This is a genomic window from Jatrophihabitans sp., assembly GCF_035474675.1.
Lineage (GTDB): Bacteria > Actinomycetota > Actinomycetes > Mycobacteriales > Jatrophihabitantaceae > Jatrophihabitans_A.
Map to the genome: position 1 here is coordinate 1 of NZ_DATINC010000032.1, position 4,609 is coordinate 4,609.

Here is a 4,609-nt window from a genome sequence, read left to right on the forward strand (position 1 = left end):
CGAGATCGCCGGCGTGGTGCTGGACGAGCTGGACCGGCTGCGCGGCGGCCTGCAGCTGATCGCGAGCGAGAACTTCACCTCGCCGGCGGTGCTGGCCGCGCTCGGCAGCACGCTGAGCAACAAGTACGCCGAGGGCTATCCCGGCAGGCGGTACTACGGCGGCTGCGAGGTGGTCGACCGGGCCGAGCAGATCGGCATCGACCGGGCCAAGGCGCTGTTCGGCGCCGAGCACGCCAACCTGCAGCCGCACTCGGGCGCCAGCGCGAACATCGCGGTGTACGGCGCCTTCCTGCAGCCCGGTGACACGGTGCTGGCGATGTCCCTGCCGCACGGCGGCCACCTGACGCACGGCACCAAGGTCAGCTTCTCGGGCAAGTGGTTCAGCGCGGTGCACTACGGCGTGCACCCGCAGACCGAGGACATCGACTACGACCAGGCCCGCGACCTGGCCCGCGAGCACCGCCCCAAGATGATCATCTGCGGCGGTTCGGCGATTCCCCGGCTGATCGACTTCGCCGCGTTCCGCGAGATCGCCGACGAGGTGGGCGCGCTGCTGATGGTGGACGCCGCGCACTTCATCGGCCTGGTGGCGGGCAAGGCGATCCCGTCGCCGGTGCCGTACGCCGACGTGGTCACCTTCACCACCCACAAGGTGCTGCGCGGCCCGCGCGGCGGTGCGCTGGTGTGCAAGGCCGAGCACGCCGCCAAGCTCGACAAGGCGGTGTTCCCGATGATGCAGGGCGGACCGCTGATGCACGCGATCGCGGCCAAGGCGGTCAACCTCGCCGAGTGCGCGACGCCGGAGTATCAGACCTACGCCCGGCAGGTGATCAGCAACGCCCGGGCGCTGACCGCGGGGCTGGCCGAGGCGGGCATGCGCCCGGTCACCGGCGGCACCGACACCCACCTGGCGCTGCTGGACCTGCAGGGCCTCGGGGTCAGCGGCAAGGACGCCGAGGCACGCTGCGACGCCGCGGGCATCGTGCTGAACAAGAACGCCATTCCCAACGACCCGGCGCCGCCGTCGATCGCCTCCGGGGTCCGGGTCGGCACCCCGTCGGTGACCACCCAGGGCATGACCGAGCCGCAGATGGCCCAGATCGCCCGACTGATCGGCCGGGCGGTGACCAGCGACGACGCGTCGGTGCACGCCGAGATCCGGGGCGAGGTCAGCTCGCTGGTCGCCGCGCACCCGGCCTACCCGCACAGCTGAGGACGGCTGGCCGGTAGTACATGCACCCGTCCCTGGAGTACGCGCTGGTCGGCCTGGTCGCCGCCCTGGGGACGTTCCTGTGCACCCCGCTGGCCCGCCAGATCGCCACCCGGTGGGGAGCGGTGGCCAAGCCCCGCGACCGTGACGTGCACGCCGTGGACACCCCGCGGCTCGGCGGAGTCGCGCTGCTGGCCGGCTTCGCGGTGGCGATGCTGGTCGCACACGCCCTGCCCACCCTGCGCGCCACCTTCGCCAACGGCAGCGAGATCGCCGGGGTGCTGGCCGGCGGCCTGATCATCTGCGCGCTGGGCGTGCTCGACGACCGCTACGAGCTGGACTCGCTGACCAAGTTCGCCGGCCAGGTCTCGGCGGCCGCGGTGATGTCGATCGTCGGCGGCATCCAGCTGCTCTACGTCTACGTGCCGTGGGGCGACATCGGCACCATCCCGCTGGACCGCGACGCCAGCGTGGAGCTGACCATCCTGCTCACCGTGCTGACCGTCAACGCGATCAACTTCATCGACGGCCTGGACGGGCTGGCGGCCGGCATCACCGCCATCCAGGGGATCGCCTTCTTCGGCTACAGCTACCACCTGGCCCAGATCGGCAACACCGACATCGCGCTGGCCCCGACGCTGATCTGCGCCGGCCTGGTGGGCGCCTGTGTGGGGTTCCTGCCGCACAACTTCGCCGCCGCCCGGATCTTCATGGGCGACTCGGGCGCCATGCTGATCGGGCTGCTGCTGTCGGCCGGGGCGACCACCGCCTCCTCGCAGGCCGACCCGCAGTCGCTGGGCATCAAGGGCGCGCTGCCGCTGTACCTGCCGCTGATCCTGCCGCTGGCAGTGCTGGCGCTGCCGCTGTTCGACCTGCTGCTGGCGGTCATCCGCCGGCTGTCCCGTGGCCAGTCGCCGTTCGCGCCGGACAAGGAGCACCTGCACCACCGGCTGATGGACCTCGGCCACAGCCACCGCCGGGCCGTCCTGCTGATGTACTTCTGGTCGGCGGTGCTGGCCTTCGGCGCGGTGGCGATGTCGTTCAGCAGCGGGCCGTGGCTGGTGCTGGCGGTGGTGGCGGCGCTGCTCACCGCCGGCCTGCTGGTGACCGCCATCCCGCGGCTGCGGTCCGCCCGGCTGTGACCCCGACCCCGCCTGCCCCGGCTTCGCGCCGGCCGCCGGTCGCGACCCGGCTCCCGGCCCCGGTCCGGACGGCGGCCCGGACGCTGCGCTGGCTGGTGCTGGCCGCGGTCGCCGTGCTCGGCCTGATCGGCTTCGGCCTGGTCTCGGCGGCCGGGCTGCGGGCCGGCGTGAGCTTCGTCGGCGGGCTGGTGCTGGTGGCGGCGGCCTTCGAGTTCGGAGCGTTCAACATCCGCCTGGTCGGCCGGTACGCGCCGAGCCTGACGCTGCCGGTGGCGCTGCTGAGCTACCTCACCACCGTGGTCGCGCTGGCACTGGTGCTGGTCGCCGCCAGCCCCGAGGTGGTGGACGGCCTGGCGGTCGCGGTGGGCCTGTTCAGCGGGCTGGTGATCTGGCTCGGCGGTGAGCTGCTGGCCTCCTGGGTGGTGCGCGAGCAACCCTGAGGTGGTGCAGGAGCACTCCTGAGGGCCTGTTAGCATTCCCTTACAAATGAACAGTCCGCCAGGCCCGAACGCCCCACAACAGGGGGGCGCAGATCCGTGGGCGGCCTTCGGCTATCTTGTAGCCGGAGTGCTGTTCTACGGGTTCGTGGGCTGGCTGCTGAGCATCTGGTTGCATGCCGAGTTCTGGATTCCCGTCGGCATTCTGGTCGGGGCCGGTTTCGGGATGTATCTGGTGTTCGCCCAACTGCGCCTCAAGGCGCCCAAAGCTGAACACCGCCCGGCAAGCAGCACACCGACAGAGCACCGTATCGCCCACGACCGGACGACGTCTGACGACGAAGCAGCCCGAACAACGCGGCCAGATAGTGATGACCGAGGAGAGACTGCGTGAGCCACACCGGCCTAGTCCTGGCAGCCGAAGGATTTCACGCGCCTGGGCCCATTGACTTCTTTCTGCCGGATTTCACAGGCAACTCCTGGGGAGAGCACGGCTACCAGGTCCTGCTGACCAAGGCGTCGCTGCTGCTGGTGCTCGGCGCCGTGGTGGCCTACCTGTTCCTGGCGATGACCTCCCGGCGCGGCGCCGTGGTGCCGACCAAGAGCCAGTTCCTCGGCGAGCAGGCCTACAACTTCGTCCGCAACGGCATCGCCCAGGACATCATCGGCAGCAAGGAATACCGCCGCTACGTCCCGCTGCTGGTCTCGATCTTCTTCTTCGTCGTGGTCAACAACCTGTTCGGCATCGTCCCGCTGCTCACCTTCGCGCCGTTCTCGCGGGTCAGCTTCGCCTACGGCCTGGCCGTGCTGGTGTGGCTGATCTACAACGGCGTCGGGGTCATGCACAAGGGCTTCTTCGGCTACCTCAAGCACGCCACGGTGCCCTCGGGCGTGCCGGTCTGGATCCTGCCGCTGCTGATCCCGCTGGAGTTCCTGTCCAACATCCTGATCCGGCCGGTGACCCTGTCGCTGCGTCTGTTCGCGAACATGTTCGCCGGCCACCTGCTGCTCATCCTGTTCTCCACCGGCGGGGCCTACCTGCTCATCCACGCCACCGGCTCGGTGGTGCTCAAGCCCGCCGGCGTGCTCGCCTTCGCCCTGGGGGTGGCCATCGGCTTCCTCGAGATCGTGGTGGCGCTGCTGCAGGCATACGTCTTCACCCTGCTGACGGCGCAGTACATCTCCGGGGCGCTGGCCTCCGAGCACTGAGTTCGGCTCCACCTGCACCACCGCGCACCTGCGCACACGAATTCCCGATCGGCCACGCCGGCCGAGAAACGAAAGGAAACCCTCATGGGTGGCTCGCTCAACATGGTTGGCTACGGCCTGGCGGCAATCGGCCCCGGCATCGGCATCGGCCTGATCTTCGCCGCGTACATCAGCGGCGTGGCGCGTCAGCCGGAGGCGCGCGGCGTGCTCCAGAGCATCGCCATCCTGGGCTTCGCGCTCGCTGAGGCACTTGCCATCATCGGCATCGGCCTCGCGTTCGCCCTCTAGCGATGAGCACCAACCTGTCCGTCGTGCTGGCCGCGGGGGAGGAGCCGAGTCCGCTCCTCCCGCACACCGGCGAGCTCATCGTCGGCATCATCGCCTTCACGCTGCTCTTCCTCTTCCTGCGGGCGAAGGTCTTCCCGGTCTTCGAGAAGACGTTCCACGACCGCGCGGAGTCGATCGAGGGTGCGATCGCCCAGGCCCAGAAGGACCGGGACGAGGCGGCGCAGCTCAAGCAGCAGTACGAGCGCCAGCTCGCCGAGGCGCGTGACGAGGCCGGGCGCATCCGGACCGAGGCGCAGGCGCAGCGGGCCGAGATCGTCGAGGCC

6 protein-coding genes and 1 pseudogene are annotated in these 4,609 nt (G+C 70.1%); all 7 read left to right on the forward strand.

Features of this window, described 5'->3' with window-relative positions; translation table 11 throughout:
- A partial coding sequence (gene glyA / locus VLJ82_RS03240) for a serine hydroxymethyltransferase (RefSeq protein WP_408661884.1) occupies nucleotides 1-1,213 on the forward strand: 1,213 nt, incomplete at its 5' end.
- 20 nt (nucleotides 1,214-1,233) lie between these two features.
- Complete coding sequence (locus tag VLJ82_RS03245; RefSeq protein WP_408661885.1) at nucleotides 1,234-2,352, forward strand: glycosyltransferase family 4 protein; 1,119 nt, start codon at nucleotides 1,234-1,236, stop codon at nucleotides 2,350-2,352.
- Nucleotides 2,349-2,792 (forward strand): hypothetical protein, encoded by a 444-nt coding sequence (locus VLJ82_RS03250; protein ID WP_408661886.1) that lies wholly within the window; start codon nucleotides 2,349-2,351, stop codon nucleotides 2,790-2,792. Before VLJ82_RS03245 ends, VLJ82_RS03250 begins: the two co-directional genes overlap by 4 nt.
- Nucleotides 2,793-2,838: 46 nt before the next feature.
- Nucleotides 2,839-3,183, forward strand: coding sequence for a hypothetical protein (locus VLJ82_RS03255; RefSeq protein ID WP_408661887.1), 345 nt, complete (start codon nucleotides 2,839-2,841; stop codon nucleotides 3,181-3,183).
- Entirely contained in the window at nucleotides 3,180-3,998 is an 819-nt protein-coding gene (atpB, locus tag VLJ82_RS03260; protein ID WP_408661888.1) for a F0F1 ATP synthase subunit A, read from the forward strand. Before VLJ82_RS03255 ends, atpB begins: the two co-directional genes overlap by 4 nt.
- A gap of 84 nt (nucleotides 3,999-4,082) precedes the next feature.
- Entirely contained in the window at nucleotides 4,083-4,286 is a 204-nt protein-coding gene (atpE, locus tag VLJ82_RS03265; protein ID WP_408661889.1) for an ATP synthase F0 subunit C, read from the forward strand.
- A gap of 2 nt (nucleotides 4,287-4,288) precedes the next feature.
- Nucleotides 4,289-4,609, forward strand: a pseudogene (locus VLJ82_RS03270) (F0F1 ATP synthase subunit B); the annotation flags it as partial.